Raw genomic sequence first — 17,628 nt, 5'->3', positions numbered from 1 at the left:
ATGCACACGATTGAGTCGTCTCAAAAAACAAAAAACAATCGCCATCCACTTTTTGCATTTGGCCTTAGCCTCATTGTACTTAGTGCTGCATTACTACTTTTATGGCTTGGACAACTTGCCGAACACCATATACAAGACAAAGTGGTTGTACGTGAGATTGCCATGGTGGCACTGCCACCTCCTCCTCCGCCATCAATATCGCAACAGCAAACAAGTGAGCCAATGCAAAGCTTAGCGGTAGAGGGGGCTGGCGCGTCTATTCAAGCCGTAAAAATTAAGATCACCAGCAATTTAAGTATTGTAAAACCCGATACACCTAGCGTAAAAGTAAGCGCGCCACAATGGCAATCAATGAGTGTAAATTGGGATGCATTTAGCTTAAATCAACTCGATGGTCTCCCAACTTTGCTAACCCCCGTTAAGGCCGTTTTACCAAAAAGCTTAACCCGTCGAGGTGTTGATGTATTTACTGTAAAACTCGATGTATTTATTGATGAAAGTGGTAAGTTAAGTTTAATTGAGGTAGTACAAAATCCATACCCTGAACTTAAACCAGCTATCGACAAAATTATTAAACAAAGCCGCTTTAGTGCACCTAAAAAAGAAGGTGAAACCGTACGCGCTCGCTTTATTTGGCCAATCGAATTTAAACCTTAAGCCTATTAAAATGAAAAACATGAATGTAATTAAAACGCTAAAACCATTAACTCGCGCAGTTATCACTACTTTAATGTGCTCACTCCCTTTATTAGGTGTAAGTAGCGTGCATGCAAGCGCCGTGAGTACACCATTAAAAAGTGCGCCACTAAAAGTAACTTTATCGCCTAGCGATCCAACATGGCAGTTAGCTATAAATAATAAATTACTGGGGCCTACAGAAGTTCTTATTGAGCCGACCGAGCGCGGTTTTGCTCGCCAAGTACAACCACTATTACAAGCCGGTAATTACAGTGAAGTTGCGGCGTTATTTAAAGGCCGCGATATAAATCAAGATAGCACCGCTTTAAACTTATTACGTGCACAAGTACTGCTTTCAACAAAAGACTTTAATAACGCTGAACTAGCTTACTTAGCGTGTTTAAAAGCCTCACCTGATTTAGTAAAAGCACATCAAGGTTTGAGCCTTTTATACATGCAACAAGCAAAGTATGACAAGGCGCAAACGCACCTAGTTCACAGTATTGAACTTGGCCAAGCTGATGCACAAAGTTATGCGCAACTTGCTTATATACACGTGCAGCATAGCCAACCTTGGAGCGCAGTAGCGGCGTACCGCCAAGCGCTTATGCTAGCGCCAGAAACAAGCCAATACCAACAAGGGCTATTGTATGCGTTAATTGAATCGGGTGATTTAAATCAGGCAAATGCATTATTAAAAGAATTACTTAATAAAAGCCCTGATAAAGCTGAACTTTGGCTACAACGTGCACAAATAGCATTACAGCTTGATCACAAAAAGCAGGCGCTTGCTGCTATTGAAGTGGCCTTAAAACTCAATCCTAAAGATACCAGCAACCAGCTTTTAGCTGCCCAGTTGCATTTAAGTGAAGGCAGCACTGAACGCGCTGTTAGTTTATTAAAGCAAGGTTTAACACACGCAAATAAAAAACAGCAAATTGAGGTTATTAATACCACGATGCAAACTTTAGGCTGGCTTGTATCGGAGCAAAAATGGAATTTAGCTAAAGATCTAATAGGCAGCGCAAAAAGATTAACTAAGCAGCTACCCCGTGATGAACAAGCTCAATTTTCTGTATACAGTGCACAACTTGCTATGCAGCAAGGTAATACTACGCGCGCTCTTAAAAGCTTAAATAACGCACTTAAAATAAACCCGAATTTAGGTGATGCCCTACTTAGTTTAGCGAGTATTTATCGCAGTAAAAATCAGCTTACCCAAGCTAAACTTATCTATGTTCGTGCACAAGCCCTACCTGATTATCAACTATCGGCATGGCTTGGATTATCGCAAATAGCGATTGATTCTAAAGACTATCCGAGCGCGTTAAAGCATCTTAGAAAAGCATTACAAGCAAACCCGGAGCGCCAAGACTTAATTACTAATATTCGCGCCCTTGAGAATATAGTGCGCCAAGAAGGATAAGTTTATAAATTTTACGCGAGCAAGCCAGGCGTCTCCAGATTAAGTTTAACTCCTTGGTTAAACTGACTTGTAGCCGCGCAGCTTGCTGGCGTGTAAAAACGCAGTTTTTAAAATGGCTTAATAATTAGAAGCTACGCTTCTCACGTGAGCAAGCTCTACGTCTACCGGTAAAATTTGACGCCGTGGTTAAACTGACTTGTAGACGCACAGCTTGCTGGCGTGACGAGCAAAGCTCGTAATTTCTATGTTTTAATGTCTTCTCATTTACTTCTCTTTGTGCAATAAGTTTTTAAGTGATTTATTCACAAAGAGGCTAAAAAGAAGCTCACGCTTCTCACGTGAGCAAGCTCGTCTACAATATATATTAAAGCGTTACCAATTTTGCATTTCGACTATGCGCGATTGCGTGCGTGCATATTCAAAGCTCAGTTTTTTACCTTTATACAAATGTTCAATGTCGGTTTGAGCATTTATCACCAGCAATTTATGGCAATCGTAAAACTCATCTACTAATGCAATAAAACGCCGTGCTTCGTCGTCAAAGATGTGCTCATCAAGCGTTTGTTTTTCGCGCTGGTAGCTATCTTCTATACCGTGCACAATAATTTTACCCGTTGCTTTAACACCCATTTGCGGCACGTTCGATACATATAACACATCAAATTGCGTTGCTAAAAACATATAGTCGTTAGCACTACGAGGGCCTGAGCATAGCGCCATAAAATCTATCATCAAGGCGTTATCGGCTTTTAATAAATAAGGTAAATCGCGGCCATGTACAGTAATTGTATTGTAGGATGTTACAACCGGATACGAAGCTAAAAACTCATTTTCAAAATCGTGATTTGATAAGTTAATAAAATAGTGGCGACTGTTTTTACCGTATCTAAAGCGGTGATCGTCCTCCCCCGCCACGCTAATTATATGGCAGTGACTATTAATTAAATCGATAGTAGGTAAAAATCGCGCTCGTTGCAGGCCGTTGTAATAAAGTTGCTCTGGTTTTGCGTTCGATGTGGCCACCAGCACAACACCTTGTTCAAACAACGCATTGAACAATCTCGCCATAACCATAGCATCGCCAATGTCGCTCACAAAAAACTCGTCAAAACACAGTACACGAATGTTTTTAGCCCACTGTTTTGCAATTAGGATTAGTGGATTTTTTTGACCTTGTAGCTGCGAAAGTTGGGCATGCACTTGCGCTATAAAATGATGAAAATGCAGCCGCTGCTTTTGCTCAGTAGGTAGGTTTTTATAAAATAAATCCATCAACATAGACTTACCTCGTCCTACGGGTCCATATAAATAAACGCCTTTTATTAAGGGCGCTTTCTGCCACCATGATGTGTGAGCTTGAAGTTGCTCGGTTAGCGTATTTAAAGCTTCCACTGCATTTTGCTGCGCAGCATCAAAACACAGTTCACCCGTGTCTATTTTTGCTTGGTAAAGGCTTAAAATTTGTGTGCTGTGCACTGTCATGGTATTTCACTATCGGCTATAATCGCGCCCATTGTAGCCGACTAAAAATGTGAACCAAAATGAAATTCCCTTGCCGCCTAGATAAATTTATTAGCCACTTAGCTGAAATACCGCGCACGCAAGCCCGCGCGAGTATAAAGCGAAAAGAAGTAAGCGTTAATGGCGAAGTAATCACATCACATAATTTTCAGCTAACCCAGCAAGATGAAGTACTGCACCAAGGTACGCCTTTGGTATTTTTAGGTAAACGCTATTACATGCTAAATAAACCTGTTGGCTATGTATGTGCTAACAGTGACGAGCTACATAAAACCGTTTTTGACTTACTTGATGAGCCAAATATGAGCGACTTTCACGTGGCAGGTCGCCTTGATATAGATACTACAGGGTTAGTTATTATTACTAATGATGGCGATTGGTCACATAAAATCACGTCACCTAAAAGCAATAAATTTAAAACCTACCTAGTCGAAACTCAAGAGCCTATTACCGATGAAGCACTTGAGCAATTACGAACGGGTGTCATGCTGCATAATGAAAAAGATTTAACCCGCCCAGCTATAGCAGAGAGACTTGCTAATTACGGACTGCGTTTATCAATAAGTGAAGGTAAGTATCATCAGGTTAAGCGTATGCTTTACGCGGTAGACAACAAAGTAGTTGAGCTACATCGCGAGCAGATTGCGGGAATTACCCTAGATGAAAACTTGGCTAGCGGTGATTATCGATTATTAACAACTCAAGAAATTAAGCTATAAAAGCGCTTTAAAGGAGCCTAAGGCTTGGATTCTTAGTTGAAACAATATAGCCAAACTTTTACTTGAGCCTGTTGGCTTGCTCTACTAAAATAGCGCCCTTCAAAATCACTAAGGTCGGCCGTGTTAGTTAACTACAATCCCCCTATGAGTCCGTATTTAACAATACTTTTTCAGGATGACGACTTACTTATCGTTAATAAGCCAAGTGAGTTATTAACTGTCCCAGGTAAAGATCCTAAACATGCCGACAGCTTAATTAATCGCGTTAATCGTGTTTTTCCAACAGCACGAATAGTACACCGCTTAGATATGGCCACCTCTGGCATACTCTGCCTTGCCATGAATAAAGCCGCGCACAGACATTTAAGTATGCAGTTTCAAGAGCGCGAAACAGCCAAACGTTATATAGCACGTGTATACGGACACCTTGAATCTGAAACAGGATCAGTAGATTTACCCCTTATTTGTGATTGGCCTAATCGCCCAAAACAAATGGTTGATCACGACAGAGGTAAACCTTCGCTTACGCATTTTAAAATACTAGAGCGTGAAGAAAATGCAACCCGTGTAGAGCTAACCCCCATCACTGGTCGCTCGCATCAACTACGTGTGCATATGCTAAGCCTTGGTCACCCTATTTTAGGTGATAGACTTTACGCCCATAAAGAGGCACTTGCTGCCGCTCCTCGCTTACAATTACATGCACAAATGCTGAAGTTGAAGCACCCAACCACTGAGCAAGTACTTACTTTTGAAGCCGAGCCTGAATTTTAACTGGCTCATATACGTCGTAAATTATTAAACTTTTAGATAACTTTGCCGATACCTAACTAATTGTCATTAGTTAGGTGCGTTATGCTATTTTCACGGTTTTTAAAAGGCGCTTTTTATATACAGCTCAGCTGTGCGCTACTTTTAGCTAACCCTATCAGCGCGGCGGAACATATTGCCCCACCTAGCCTATCAAGTATTGAAAATAGCGACATTGAGCGACTTCTTCCAAGCGATGAAATAAAACCAATATTAGCGGGTGAAACAGAATTTTTAAGTCTTTATAGCGAATATATGAGCGCTGATTTTAGAGGAGTAGTATTACTTATACCCGATTGGCACTCTTCACCTACCAATAACTCAGGCATGAGTTACTTGCGTAAAGAGCTTAATAATTTAGGTTACAGCACCTACGCAATGACAGTGCCCGACATTGATTGGCAAACTAGTAAAATGGCAAAAACAACGCCCAGCGAAACCGAAGCTGCGCCGAGTAACACCGAGGAACCTGCATCACCCGACACAACAGCAAACGCCCAATCGCAGCCTGCAAAAGTAAAAGAAGAACCTCATTACGTTAATGCAATTGAAAAAGTAACCGATGACATACTTGATAACTACAAAATAAATCTCATTTCTCGCTTTAATGCGCTGTATCAAACCGCTATGGAAGATTCGAGTAATATAGTGGTTATAGCACAAGGCACGAGTGCGGGTGTGTTGTTGGAGTACTATGCAGATTTTCCAGATGAGAGACTAGATGCGTTTATCAGTTTAAGCAGTTATCTACCTAATACCAAGCGTAACGAAAGCTTGAGCCAAACGGCATCACTTGTTGCACCCGCTTTGCTTGATATTTACTACGCAAATGACAGCACAGACATTTTAATGAGCCTTAAAAATCGTCAGCGCTGGGTTAACCGAAATGCAAAGTTTGATTACCGCCAACGCAAGTTGTTTGGCCTGCGCGATCAACCCGATCAACACGCACGCCTAACAAAAGAAATAGACGGTTTTTTACGCCGACTTTTTTAAATACTCATAAGCAGCTTGAATATCTTGGCTCTTTTTAACAGCCAGCTCCATCATGTGCTTTGGTAGGCCTTGCGACACTAACTTATCAGGGTGGTGTTGCGACATAAGTTTACGGTACGCTACTTTTATATCACGCTGCGTTGCATCGCTATTTAAACCTAATAACGCCAATGCTTGCGCACGGTTCATGTTATTATTTGGCGGTACATGGTGCCCAGAACCTTCACGGTAACTACTACTTTGACCTTGGTTTTGTTGCTGCTGATTAAACTGCTGTTGTTGCTTTCTAAAGTTAAACTCTGCTTGGTAGCGCTTTAATACAAATGCAAAACGTGTTTTAGAAATACCTAACTGTTTACTTACTTCTGCTAATAATTGCTTTTCTTGTTCGGCTAATACCCCGTCAGAAAATGCCATTTGAATTTGTATTTCTAAAAACAACTGTATTAGATCGTTTCGTTTAGCAAAGCGTTCTTTAAAATCGTGTACTGTTTCTTTAAGTGAAAAGTCGCTCTCTTTACCTGACTGAAATGCATGTTGGGCTTCGCGGCGTTCTTCGCCCTTTAAGCCCATTTCATCCATAAACAAGTTAGCTGCTTTTATATGTACTTCGCTAACTCGACCATTCGACTTCGCAATGTGCCCCATAACAGCAAAGCAACTTGAAAAGAACAAAGCTTGGCGCTCATTCACGTCGTCACCACTAAATAAGCTAGAAAAACCGCCTGCTTTATCAAAGTTATTTTTTAAACTTTTATCAAATAAATGACCTAGGTATAAACCCAAAATAGCACCAAATATTTTGCCAAACATAAAGCCAAAACAAAAACCGAGAATTTTTCCCCACATCTATAATACTGCCTTCTTAAAAATTGAGTTGTTACGCCTCAAGGCGCGTGTTTAATTGGTTTAAACGCTCTGGTGTACCAATATCATCCCACTGCCCTATATAGAGCTCAGTAGAGACTAAATGTTCATTTAGCTTTTCACGTAAAATAGGCCCTAAAGGGCGAATACCTTGCGTTAATCCTTTAAAAAAATCAGCCTGATAGCGGCCAATCCCCGAAAAGGTATATTTTTGACTCTCGGCCGACAAATGGCTCAATGCAAAGTCGCCATCTGGATTGTGTGGCGGGTTTTCTATAAGCACTATGTGCGCCTCGCCGGGTTGTAAATGAAGTTGCATTAGCGCACTTACATCATAGTCGGTGTATACATCGCCATTTACTACAATGAACGAGTCACCCAACAGCGGTAACGCTTCAATAATACCGCCAGCCGTTTCAAGGCCACTTTCAACTTCTTGGCTGTAAAGTATATTTACACCAAATTGACTGCCATCTTTAAAATAGTCTTTTATTTTATCACCTTGCCACGCAAGGTTTATTACAATATCGGTAATGCCGGCAGCTTTAAGATTATTTATATGGTGCTCAATAAGTGGTTTTTGTGCCACTTTTAACATTGGCTTTGGCATATTTTGCGTGAGCGGCATCATACGCTGTCCGCGCCCTGCAGCTAAAATCATCGCTTTCATGAGCGCTCCTTTGCCAACTTTTCAGTCACTTTTGGCACTATGGTATTTTTTGTCCACTCACTCAATGCTTTAAGCTCTGGGTAATTTGCCGCTACTTCAATAATGTAATCAAGTGTCGGTAAAATATTATCTAAATAACCTGTTTTACCGTCGCGCAAATATAATCGACAAAATATACCCGCAGCTTTTAAATGGCGCTGTAATCCGGTTAAATCAAACCAATATTTAAACCCATCGAATGAAGTGTTAGCCAGTAAATTTTGAGCCGTAAATTCTTGATAAGCAAAATCAAGCAAGCTTGTTAACTCTTCTTGAGGCAGTTTAAAGTAGCAGTCGCGTAGTAGCGATACTAAATCGTAGCAAAGCGGCCCGCGTACAGCATCTTGATAATCTATAATTGCCCACTGGCCGTTACTGTTCATAATATTACGGCTATGATAATCGCGATGAACGGTAACAGTTGGCTGCTCAAGCATGGCCTTTATTAATAGCTCTGAACTTGTTTTCCACATTACGTTTTGCTCTGCGCTTAGTGGCTCATTAATAAAGTCATTCACTAACCACTGGCTAAATATATCAAGTTCTAGTGTTATAAAATCTTCGTTGTACGCTTGCATAGCAGAAGCTGCCGGCGTTTTAGCCCACTGGGCGCTTAAGCTTATTAATGCTTTATAGTGCTCGGTGCGGTTTGCATCATCAAGCATGTCAGCTAGGTGCGTACTCCCTAAATCACTCAGAACAAAAAAGCCCTGTTTCTCATCACTTGCAATAATAGTAGGAAGTAAAAAACCTTGCTCAACAAACACCTGATTTAGCGAAATGTAAGGTTCGTTATTCACTTTTTTTGGATCTGAGTCCATCACTATTAAATGCTTATTATCGTGATTTAAACGGTAATAACGGCGAAAGCTAGCATCACCCGTGATCGCGTTTAAAGTATGCGACTTGGCATTAAGGTGTGTGTTTATAAATTGTTGTAAATTCTCAAAGCGTGTCATTTTATAAGATATCTATTTTTCACTAAGTTAATTAGGTCAATTACTGTAATTGCCATTATTTTCCTTTATTATGTGTATATTATATTAAACACACAGTATTAAGGTCGATAAATGAGCAAAACCTGGGGCATATTGATGCTAAGCGTAGTTAGCGCACCATCGCTTGCCGAAACTGAACTGGCACACAACCTTTGTGGCATTTCAATGCAAACCAGAGCTTGGCAACCACTTGAAGGCCTTAACCTTGGTGAAGTTGATATTCAAGCTGATGATGTTGAGCTACTTGGCACTCAAAGCGCTGAATTTACCGGCAATGTTGATATTAACACCCTTAAGATGAGTTTGTCCGCACAAACTGCGTTGATAGACAAACAGCGTGGTTTATTAAATGCAACGGGGCCAATTACTTATCAAGATTACGTAAGTAAAGTAAACAGCACCGGATTAAATGCCGATTTAAATAATTCAGAAGTCAGTTTGTTAGGCGCCGACTACAGCCTAACCGAACAACAAGGTAAAGGCGGCGCTGAAAAGCTTACTGTTAATCAGTCTGGCCTATTACTCATGAATGCAAGCTTTACTACTTGCCCAAGTGACACCCCAGTATGGGAAATTGAAGCTGACGAAATAAACCTTTCACGCGAAGAAGGTTGGGGCGAAACATATAACGCCGTATTACGTATTCTCGATACACCGGTTTTATATTTACCTTATTTTACATTCCCGCTGGATGAACGCCGTAAATCGGGTTTACTTACCCCGACTATTTCAAGCTCTGATAAATACGGCCTTGAAACAATTACGCCGTACTATTTAAATATTGCACCTAATTTTGATGCCACTATTACGCCTCGTTATATGTCTAACAAAGGGCTACAACTACAAACCGAATTTAGATACCTAACAGAGCAACATGAAGGCTTAGTAGGAATTGAATATTTAGATAGTGATGATTCTGAGCCAGACTTAAATGAACGCTATATGTTTCATTGGCAACAGCAAAGTTATCTGGGTGAAAACTGGCGCGCAAACGTTGATGTAACCAATGTAAGCGATGATAACTACATCACCGATTTAAGCTCAAATTACGCCAGTAAAACCGATACACAGCTTTATCGTACTGGTTCACTTACTCATTTAGGTGAAACATGGCGCACCGATATTAAAGTACAAAATTTTGAAGTACTGGGCGATCACTTAGAGTCATATACTGCAATACCACAAGTTAATTTTACGCAAACTGCGCCTTGGCGTTTTGATAATTTTGACTTTAGTGTGTCAGGTGAAATTAGCCATTTTACTAATGATTCATCAGAAGTGGCCATAGACAGCGCAACTCGTGTACACGTAGAGCCAAAAGCCCGCTACAACTACGCAACGCATGCGTGGTCATTTTTATCAGAAGTGAGCTTATTGCAAACTAATTATAAGCAAAGCGGAAACTTAACAGGCACGCAATACAGCGATACCGTATCGCGTACTATTCCTAAAGTACGTTTGTATTCTCAGCTTAATTTTGAGCGTGACGCATCTTACTTTTTTGAAGATGCTATACAAACGCTAGAGCCGCAAATTCAATATTTATATACACCTAATAAAGACCAGTCAGACATTGGCTTGTTTGATACAACCAAGCTACAAGACGATTATTATGGTTTATTTAGAGACGTGCGCTTTTCGGGTGTTGACCGCATAGCAGCAGCGAATCAGTTTACTTTAGGTGCTACAACGCGCCTATTTGATAAAAAACAAGAAGAAGTATTTAATTTTAGTGCCGGCCAAATATTTTATTTAAGTGACGATGCCAAGCCAACAGAGCAAGGCTTGAACTCAGACACTAATTATAATGCACTATTTGCAGCTCAAACCATGTTACATTGGCACCGCCGTTGGTACCTCGCTGGAGGTATTCAATACGATACAGATGGCAAGCAAATGGTACAGTCAAATGTAACACTTGATTATAAAGGTGATAATAATCAGCTAGTACAATTGAACCATCGCTATGCAAATGATGTCTCAGGAAATACAATCGAGCAAGCAGGTGTATTTACAAGTATTCCTATTAGCGACGAATGGCAATTTATTGCAAGCTATCATCGAGATCTTGAAAACAACAGAAGTATCGAAGTATTGAGCGGATTACAGTATGAATCATGCTGTTGGGCTATCCAAATTACTGGGCACCGCCAAATTGAAACAGATTTAAATCAATCAATAGGCCAAGAACAAGCAACTTTTGATTCAGGTATTAGTTTGAATTTTGTATTAAAAGGACTTGGCAGTAAAAGCCGTTATGATGCACAAAAATTATTACAACAAGGTATTTTTGGCTATCGTAGACCGTATTTTCTTAGTAACTAGTATCACAACAGTACTATCAGCAAGAGTAGTAAAAAGAATATGAATTTAAAAAAATTATTAACATCAGCAGTTTTAAGTGCCAGCCTTTGTCAAAGTGCAATGGCCGCACCAGTAGAAATAGATAAAGTTATTGGCGTTGTAAACCAAGGCGTAATTTTAAAAAGCGAAGTAGACACCATTATTAATCGTGTTAAAAAGCAAGCCGAAGAACAAAACCAGCAATTACCAAAAGATGAAACTCTTCGTGTACAAGCTGTTGAGCGTTTAGTAAATCAAGCCCTTATGATACAAATGGCTGAACGTATGGGATTACAAATCTCAGACAGCCAACTCGATCAAACTCTTGCAAGCATGGCACAAGAGCAAGGCGGTACAATTGCCGATTTACGCCGTACTATTGAAGGTTCGGGCGAAAGCTTTCAAGCTTACCGTGAAGAAATTCGTAAAGAAATTACAACGCAGCAAGTAACACGTGCAAGCGTCGATCGCCGTATTTATATTAGCGAACAAGAAGTTGATAACCTTTTAAAAATTATGGAAACCCAAGGTCAAAGTGCTGAAGAGTACGACATTGGTCATATTTTAATAGATATCCCTAACGATGCGAACGCTGACGAAATTGCTGGCGCAAAAACACGCGCAGATAAAGTTATTGAGTTATTAAACGATGGCCAAGAATTTAAGCGTATTGCTATTTCATCATCAAGCGGCTCTAAAGCACTTGAAGGTGGACAGCTTGGTTACATGGGTATTAACGAAATGCCATCGCTTTTTGCTGAAGCAGTAAAAGGCCAAAAGAAAGGCGCTATTGTTGGCCCTCTTCGCTCTGGTGCTGGTTTTCATATCATTAAAGTACAAGATGTTCGTGGCCTACAAGTTGTAGAAACAACTGAAGTGCGTTCACGCCATATACTAATTAAACCTTCAATTATTTTAAGTGAAGAAAAAGCACGCTCTATGCTTGCTGGCTTTGCAAAAGACTTACGCGCAGGAACTGCCGACTTTGGGAAACTAGCTAAAGAGTACTCAGAAGATCCAGGCTCTGCACTTAAAGGTGGCGAGTACGATTGGACAGATCCAACTACCTACGTACCTGCGTTTAAAGATACATTGCTTTCTCTTAAGCAAGACGAAATAAGCGAACCGTTTAGAACACAGTTTGGTTGGCACATTGTGCAGTTACTTGGTAAACGTGTAGCTGATAAAACTGAGCTAGCCAAACGTAACCGTGCTCACGGTATGTTGTTTAACCGTAAATTTAAGGAAGAAAGTTTTAACTGGCAGCAAGAAATGCGCGAGCAAGCTCACGTTGAAATTTTCACAGCAGACCAATAAATATGACCTTAAGAATTGCTATTACGCCGGGTGAACCCGCCGGTATTGGCCCAGATTTGCTACTCACGCTTGCTCAGCAAGCGTGGGATGTTCAACTTATAGCGATTGCCGATGGCAAACTATTAAAAGAGCGTGCAAAACATTTAGGCTTAACAATAAACTTAATTAAATTTGATGATAATGCCCCCGCCATCGCAGCACCTGCTGGCAGCTTGTATATTCATCAGGTTGATTTAGGGGTTGATGTAGAACTAGGCGTACTAAACGACGGTAACGGACAATACGTGTTAGATACCTTGCGTATAGCAAGCGAAAAAAACATGGATGGCACCTTCGATGCAGTCGTTACAGGCCCGGTTCACAAAGGCATAATTAACAAAGCAGGTATTTCGTTTAGTGGGCACACTGAGTATTTTGCGCAGCAATCAAATACTGCTGATGTCGTTATGATGCTTGCAACAGAGGGCTTACGCGTTGCACTTGTAACCACGCATATTCCACTGGCGTATGTATCGCGTGCCATTACACCTGAGCGTTTAACTAAAGTAGCGGGTATTTTAAATCACGACTTACAAACTAAGTTTGGTATAGAAAAACCACGTATTTTAGTGTGTGGCTTAAACCCGCATGCCGGTGAAGATGGCCATTTAGGTCGAGAAGAAATAGAAACAATCACGCCAACGCTTGAGATACTTAGAAGCGAAGGTATGAATTTAATTGGCCCACTACCGGCCGATACCTTATTTCAAGATAAATACCTATCTGAAGCAGATGCAGTGCTTGCTATGTATCACGATCAGGGATTACCTGTGCTAAAATACAAGGGATTTGGTAAATCGGTAAATATTACCCTTGGCTTACCATTTATCCGCACATCAGTTGACCACGGTACTGCACTCGATTTAGCAGGGACTGGTACAGCTGACGTTGGCAGTTTTGAATTAGCGATCCGCGAAGCAATTAAGCTCGCCCAAGAAAAAGCACAAAATCAATGACCGATAAAGTACATTTAGGACACCGCGCTCGTAAGCGTTTTGGGCAAAACTTTTTATTTGATGAATCTATCATCGATAAAATAGTCTCTGCGATCGATCCTAAACCAGAAGACAACCTAGTAGAAATTGGCCCCGGCCTTGGCGCAATTACTGAGCCAGTAGCCGAATTAAGCGGCCATTTAACGGTTGTTGAAATAGATAAAGATTTAGCGCAACGATTAATTGAACACCCATTTTTGGGTCCTAAATTAACCGTTAACCAAGGCGATGCAATGACGTTTGACTTTGCAAGCTTGGTTCGCGATGACAAAAAATTAAAAGTGTTTGGTAATCTACCTTACAATATTTCGACACCGTTATTGTTTCATCTTTTTGAATTTTCAGATCATATTGAGCACATGCACTTTATGCTTCAAAAAGAAGTAGTAAAACGCATGGTAGCAGGCCCAGGTAGTAAAACATTTGGCCGCTTAAGCGTAATGACTCAATACTACTGTAATGCAATGCCGGTTGTTGAAGTACCACCTGAGTGCTTTAAACCAGCGCCAAAAGTTGACTCTGCGGTTATACGTTTAATACCTAAAAAGCCAGAGCAACGTACAGCAAAAAGCGTTAAAATATTAAACACAGTGTGTTTAGAAGCCTTTAATCAACGCCGTAAAACACTGCGTAACAGTTTAGGTAATTTACTAACTGCAGAAGAGCTTACTAGCATTGGCATTGATATAACGCTGCGTGCTGAGCGCTTATCTTTACAACAATTTATTGATATAGCTAACTGGATTTATGACAACAAGCAGTAATATTGGATCGCCTGTAAAGGTGTCTGTAGAAACATTTTACGTAGAAGGCCAATCTCAACCTGAGCTTGAAAAATACGTATTTGCTTACTCAGTAACGATTAAAAACCATAGTTTATGTAGTGCAAAATTACTGAGCCGCTATTGGTTAATTACCGATGCAAATGGCAAAGAAGTAGTAGTAGAAGGTGAAGGCGTTGTTGGCGAAATGCCAGACATTGGCCCAGGCGAAAGCTATAAATACACCAGCGGTGCAATTTTAGATACACCTGTAGGCACTATGCAAGGGCATTACACGTTACGCAACGAGTTTGGCTCTGAGTTTCAGGCGCCTATTAATGTGTTTCGTTTGGCTTGTCCTAACATTTTGCATTAAGCACTTAAATGGCAGATTATGCGATAGGTGATTTACAAGGGTGTTTTAGTGAATTTAACACCCTTTTGCAACGTGTTGATTTTAACCCAAGCAAAGATCACCTTTATTTAGTTGGCGACATAGTTGCCCGCGGGCCAGACTCCTTAGCCTGCTTAGACTATATTTACCAACACCAAAATAGCATGACCATCACTTTAGGCAATCACGACCTCCACATGGTTGCCTGCTACTTTCTTAACAAACCTACTAATCCAAAAGATAAACTAAACCCAATATTTGAAAGTCCAAAATTAGCGCATTACATCGCTTTTTTACAAACCCAACCATTGGCCTTAGAGCTTATAAAACATAACTGCTTTATATCTCATGCCGGATTAAACCCAGATTGGTCTATTGAAGACGCGCTAAAACAAGCACAATTTGCACAAAGCTGTTATCAATCAAACAATGCTAAAGCGTTTTTTGAACATATGTATCAGCCTCATCCGGAGCAATGGTCAAGCAATCTTGATGACTTTGCAAAATTTAGATACATAGTTAACTACTTTACCCGCATGCGATTTTTAACAAGTGATAACACACTCGAGCTTAATGCAAAGGGTGCAATAACCGATAGCCAAACACTAACACCGTGGTTTAACCACCCCAATATCGCTAAATCTAAACACGATATTATTTTTGGACACTGGGCCGCACTTGAAGGTAGGACAGGTAATCCACGGGTTCACGCCTTAGATACAGGCTGTGTATGGGGTAACACCATGACCCTAATGGAGCTAAGTACTAAAAAAGTAATTATCGAAAAATCCCATCTTTCGTCTAAATAAACTGAAAAAAAACAATACATCTGTTAGATTTATCAATTAATAGTTAAAATTAGTTAAAGTAATTGATTTTAATTACTTAACTTATTGGTACAAACGCCGATAAGTCTTAATTGAAGTACTTTTGAGTGGAAATCTTATGAACCTGACAGTAAGCCAGCGTATTTGGGGTGGTTTTATATTTATCACACTATTATTATTGATAATTGGTGGTAACTCCTTAATAAAAATTGCAAATATTGACCGTTCTACTCAAAAAGTGAACCAACTATCACTTCCAGCACTAAATAAAAGCTCAGAACTACAAGCCGAATTTATTTTAATGAGTAAAGCCGCTCAGGCGAGTTTTTACACTACCTCTGCAAATGAACTAGCCCCCATTAAAAAACAAGTTCTTGAGCAAAAGCAGTTATTCAATACTCTTCATCGCGAACTTCAAGACGTAGTAAAAAATGATGCAACGCTTAACCAAAGTAGCCAGAATGTAGAAAAAACCTACTTAAGCTTTTTAAGCACAGTTGAAAGCTTATTAGATGACAAAAGTAAACAGCTAGCATTAAACAAAACATTAAAAGCACAATTAGAAAATATAGAGCTAAGTGCAGAAGATGCCAATTCTGTCGTACTCGATATTATTGACATTGATGGGTTTGAGCAAAACCACCCTCGTGCTTATCAAGCTGCAAACAATTTAGAAAATAACTTTATGTCAGTGGTAAGTAACAGCACTGATATGCTAACCGTTAAAACGCTTAATACTCTCGATATTGTTAAAAACGAGCAAACCTATTACCTAGAAGAAGTTACACGTACCATTGCATTAATTAAACCGGCTATTGAGCAAACTCACAGCGATTTATACTCAAGCTTAAAAGAAAATGTTGATACTTTAGAAAGCAATATCAAAGGTAGTAGTGGTTTAGCTGCAAACAAAAAACGATTAATCGACTCTATTACGCTAACAGAATCAGAGCTTGCACAGTCAGAGCAAGCCACCAAAATGGCACTTAACCAAATTGACGAGTTAGTTAATCAAGCTAGTGACGTTGCGTTTAAATTACAGCAAGGCGTGCGCAGCGACGTAGACTCAGCTAATTTATGGACTTGGGTTGGTATGATTATAGCCACTCTTTTAGCTGTAGCGATTGCTATTATTACTGTTAGCCGTATTACTAAACCACTTGCTGAAGTTAACCGAATTTTAGATATTGTTGCCAGTGGCGACATGACACAACGTTTAGACGACAGCGCTAAAGACGAATTTGGCGAGCTATCTAAAAGTTGTAACACCTTAATTGATAACTTACGCAGCCTAATTAAAGGCATTATTTCGCGCTCTACTCAGCTAGCAGCAGCATCAGAACAAACATCTGCAATAACAGCGGAATCAAGCCAAGCAATTCGTAATCAACAAGCACAAGTTGAACAAGCCGCAACCGCAACAACCGAAATGAGCAGTACATCGCAAACGGTTAGCAACAGCGCTCAACAAGCACTTAGCGAAATTAAAAATGCTGATAAAGAAGCTGAGCGTGTTAAAGGTATTTCGAATAACAACAAAGCAACTATTGAGCAATTAGCACGTGAAGTAGACGACGCCTCACAAGTAATTAATAAACTACATCAAGATAGCGCATCAATAGGCAGCATTTTAGATGTAATACGCGGCATAGCGGACCAAACCAACCTACTTGCACTAAATGCCGCAATTGAAGCTGCACGTGCTGGTGAATATGGCCGAGGCTTTGCTGTTGTAGCAGACGAAGTACGCTCTCTAGCGAGTAAAACTCAAGAGTCCACTCAAGAGATACAATCAATGATTGAGTCTCTTCAAACAGGCGCAGAAGCTGCAGTAACAGCAATGAGTAAAGGTAAGCAACGTGCGGTATCGTGTGTTGAGCAAACAGACCTAGCAAGTAGCGCTCTTGATTCGATTACATTTGCGGTTTCGCAAGCTCACGATGTAAGTGAAGAGATTTCGACTGCGGCACTCGAGCAACAACAAGTAGCGCAAGAAATTAGCGAACGTCTTGAGTCGATTGTAGCCATCGCAGAGCAAACAGCCGAAGGCGCAAACCAAACTAATATTTCAAGTTCAGAAGTAGCAAAACTGGCCGAAGAGCTTCGCTTGTCGGTAGACGAATTTAAAGTTTAGGTTTACTAAAACGATTAAAAAACCCCGATGGTACTATGTACCATCGGGGTTTTTATTTATCAGGACTTTAAAAGTGAGATGTAAAACTTTACCG

General features: G+C 40.3%; 16 protein-coding genes. 12 read left to right on the top strand and 4 right to left on the bottom strand.

Annotated elements, in window-relative coordinates:
* Nucleotides 1–657: an energy transducer TonB gene (locus L654_RS0110715; RefSeq protein ID WP_024608005.1), complete on the top strand. Its 657-nt coding sequence runs from the start codon at nucleotides 1–3 to the stop codon at nucleotides 655–657.
* Nucleotides 658–676: 19 nt separating this feature from the next.
* Nucleotides 677–2,104, top strand: coding sequence for a tetratricopeptide repeat protein (locus L654_RS0110710; protein WP_024608004.1), 1,428 nt, complete (start codon nucleotides 677–679; stop codon nucleotides 2,102–2,104).
* Between the two features lie 372 nt (nucleotides 2,105–2,476).
* Here L654_RS0110710 and zapE read toward each other — a convergent pair whose 3' ends face one another.
* Nucleotides 2,477–3,586 carry a cell division protein ZapE gene (gene zapE, locus L654_RS0110705; RefSeq protein ID WP_024608003.1) on the bottom strand — a complete coding sequence of 370 codons (1,110 nt, stop codon included), beginning with the start codon at nucleotides 3,584–3,586 and terminating at the stop codon, nucleotides 2,477–2,479.
* Between the two features lie 59 nt (nucleotides 3,587–3,645).
* Here zapE and rsuA point away from each other — a divergent pair, with 59 nt between their 5' ends.
* The 3 genes from rsuA to L654_RS0110690 all read left to right on the top strand — a co-directional run bounded on the left by rsuA (nucleotide 3,646) and on the right by L654_RS0110690 (nucleotide 6,150).
* Entirely contained in the window at nucleotides 3,646–4,344 is a 699-nt protein-coding gene (gene rsuA / locus L654_RS0110700; protein ID WP_024608002.1) for a 16S rRNA pseudouridine(516) synthase RsuA, read from the top strand.
* Between the two features lie 120 nt (nucleotides 4,345–4,464).
* A complete protein-coding gene (rluA, locus tag L654_RS0110695) occupies nucleotides 4,465–5,118 on the top strand; it encodes a bifunctional tRNA pseudouridine(32) synthase/23S rRNA pseudouridine(746) synthase RluA (protein ID WP_024608001.1) in 654 nt (217 codons plus the stop codon).
* Nucleotides 5,119–5,199: 81 nt separating this feature from the next.
* Nucleotides 5,200–6,150, top strand: a complete 951-nt coding sequence (locus tag L654_RS0110690) for a DUF3530 family protein (RefSeq protein WP_024608000.1) — start codon at nucleotides 5,200–5,202, stop codon at nucleotides 6,148–6,150.
* Here the strand turns inward: L654_RS0110690 and djlA are convergent.
* Genes djlA through L654_RS0110675 form a run of 3 tightly spaced genes read right to left on the bottom strand, consistent with a single transcriptional unit; the run spans nucleotide 6,133 to nucleotide 8,685 of the window.
* The gene (djlA, locus tag L654_RS0110685) at nucleotides 6,133–6,999 is read right to left on the bottom strand and encodes a co-chaperone DjlA (RefSeq protein ID WP_024600316.1); all 867 of its coding nucleotides are present in this window, start codon (nucleotides 6,997–6,999) and stop codon (nucleotides 6,133–6,135) included. The two genes, L654_RS0110690 and djlA, sit on opposite strands and share 18 nt — an antisense overlap.
* Nucleotides 7,000–7,030: 31 nt before the next feature.
* Nucleotides 7,031–7,687: an N-acetylmuramate alpha-1-phosphate uridylyltransferase MurU gene (gene murU / locus L654_RS0110680; protein WP_024607999.1), complete on the bottom strand. Its 657-nt coding sequence runs from the start codon at nucleotides 7,685–7,687 to the stop codon at nucleotides 7,031–7,033.
* Nucleotides 7,684–8,685 (bottom strand): phosphotransferase, encoded by a 1,002-nt coding sequence (locus L654_RS0110675; RefSeq protein ID WP_024607998.1) that lies wholly within the window; start codon nucleotides 8,683–8,685, stop codon nucleotides 7,684–7,686. Before L654_RS0110675 ends, murU begins: the two co-directional genes overlap by 4 nt.
* Nucleotides 8,686–8,796: 111 nt before the next feature.
* Here L654_RS0110675 and lptD point away from each other — a divergent pair, with 111 nt between their 5' ends.
* The 7 genes from lptD to L654_RS0110640 all read left to right on the top strand — a co-directional run bounded on the left by lptD (nucleotide 8,797) and on the right by L654_RS0110640 (nucleotide 17,534).
* The gene (gene lptD, locus L654_RS0110670; RefSeq protein WP_024592325.1) at nucleotides 8,797–11,049 is read left to right on the top strand and encodes an LPS assembly protein LptD; all 2,253 of its coding nucleotides are present in this window, start codon (nucleotides 8,797–8,799) and stop codon (nucleotides 11,047–11,049) included.
* A gap of 39 nt (nucleotides 11,050–11,088) precedes the next feature.
* Nucleotides 11,089–12,384: a peptidylprolyl isomerase SurA gene (surA, locus tag L654_RS0110665; RefSeq protein ID WP_007585086.1), complete on the top strand. Its 1,296-nt coding sequence runs from the start codon at nucleotides 11,089–11,091 to the stop codon at nucleotides 12,382–12,384.
* Between the two features lie 2 nt (nucleotides 12,385–12,386).
* Nucleotides 12,387–13,379 (top strand): 4-hydroxythreonine-4-phosphate dehydrogenase PdxA, encoded by a 993-nt coding sequence (gene pdxA, locus L654_RS0110660; protein WP_007585088.1) that lies wholly within the window; start codon nucleotides 12,387–12,389, stop codon nucleotides 13,377–13,379.
* Entirely contained in the window at nucleotides 13,376–14,182 is an 807-nt protein-coding gene (gene rsmA, locus L654_RS0110655) for a 16S rRNA (adenine(1518)-N(6)/adenine(1519)-N(6))-dimethyltransferase RsmA (protein WP_024607997.1), read from the top strand. Before pdxA ends, rsmA begins: the two co-directional genes overlap by 4 nt.
* On the top strand, nucleotides 14,166–14,555 hold the full coding sequence (gene apaG / locus L654_RS0110650; RefSeq protein WP_007585091.1) for a Co2+/Mg2+ efflux protein ApaG: 390 nt from the start codon (nucleotides 14,166–14,168) through the stop codon (nucleotides 14,553–14,555). Before rsmA ends, apaG begins: the two co-directional genes overlap by 17 nt.
* Before the next feature lie 8 nt (nucleotides 14,556–14,563).
* Nucleotides 14,564–15,382: a symmetrical bis(5'-nucleosyl)-tetraphosphatase gene (locus L654_RS0110645; protein ID WP_024607996.1), complete on the top strand. Its 819-nt coding sequence runs from the start codon at nucleotides 14,564–14,566 to the stop codon at nucleotides 15,380–15,382.
* A 136-nt stretch (nucleotides 15,383–15,518) separates the two neighbouring features.
* The gene (locus tag L654_RS0110640; RefSeq protein ID WP_024607995.1) at nucleotides 15,519–17,534 is read left to right on the top strand and encodes a methyl-accepting chemotaxis protein; all 2,016 of its coding nucleotides are present in this window, start codon (nucleotides 15,519–15,521) and stop codon (nucleotides 17,532–17,534) included.
* Nucleotides 17,535–17,628 lie beyond the last annotated feature (94 nt).

This window comes from Pseudoalteromonas sp. TAB23 (assembly GCF_000498075.1).
Lineage (GTDB): Bacteria > Pseudomonadota > Gammaproteobacteria > Enterobacterales > Alteromonadaceae > Pseudoalteromonas > Pseudoalteromonas arctica.
This window is presented reverse-complemented; position numbering and strand designations above follow the sequence as displayed.